Origin of the sequence: Clostridium sp. AF29-8BH, assembly GCF_003478145.1 — a bacterium.
Classification (GTDB): Bacteria; Bacillota; Clostridia; order Lachnospirales; family Lachnospiraceae; genus Otoolea; species Otoolea fessa.
The window spans coordinates 1-720 of record NZ_QUEL01000066.1; the positions used below are offsets into that span (position 1 = coordinate 1).

1 tRNA gene and 2 rRNA genes are annotated in these 720 nt (G+C 45.4%); all 3 read right to left on the reverse strand.

What is annotated here, in order from left to right:
- Positions 1-354 precede the first annotated feature (354 nt).
- A tRNA-Ala gene (locus DWZ16_RS15300) sits at positions 355-427 on the reverse strand.
- Between the two features lie 7 nt (positions 428-434).
- A 5S ribosomal RNA gene (gene rrf, locus DWZ16_RS15305) occupies positions 435-552 on the reverse strand.
- 85 nt (positions 553-637) lie between these two features.
- Positions 638-720: ribosomal RNA gene (locus tag DWZ16_RS15310) — 16S ribosomal RNA — on the reverse strand; the annotation flags it as partial.

Here is a 720-nt window from a genome sequence, read left to right on the forward strand (position 1 = left end):
CCTGCGCTCTTATTAGCTTAACCAATTGATTCACACCGCGGGTACGGTGTTCCTCTCAGATGCATAGCGTTGCATCTTTGGCTTATGGTGTTTACAATTAATAATTGCTTGTTTTTGGTTTGTTTGGTTACACTTTCGTGTAACACCTCGGATGTCTTGATATTTGTTTCAAACCTCTCGGTTTGAACTTTGTATCAGATTTTCAATATGCAGTTTTCAAGGTACATTGCGAAAACAAAATGTTTCGAATGCGTTGAAAGCTTGCTTTCATAAGCCTCGTAATGTTTTGTTTTCATAACGTGCCTGCACGTGAGTGAGGAACTTTGTTTCCGAACTGCAATGTACAGTCACGAGTGGAGATGGAGAGATTCGAACTCTTGACCCCCTGCTTGCAAGGCAGGTGCTCTCCCAACTGAGCTACACCCCCATAATGAATCCGGCATCCGCCTGCTTTCCCATGCCGTCTCCAGCATAGTATCATCGGCCGCTTAGGTCTTAACCATCGTGTTCGGGATGGGAACGGGTGTGTCCCCTAAGCGCATCGACACCGGAAATCTTTCATTTCCTGGATTTCAATCTTTAATTGTCATCCTCGAAAACTCAACAGTATATAAAACCCTTACTTCTTCTTCCTTAGAAAGGAGGTGATCCAGCCGCACCTTCCGATACGGCTACCTTGTTACGACTTCACCCCAGTTATCGGTCCTGCCTTCGGCAGCT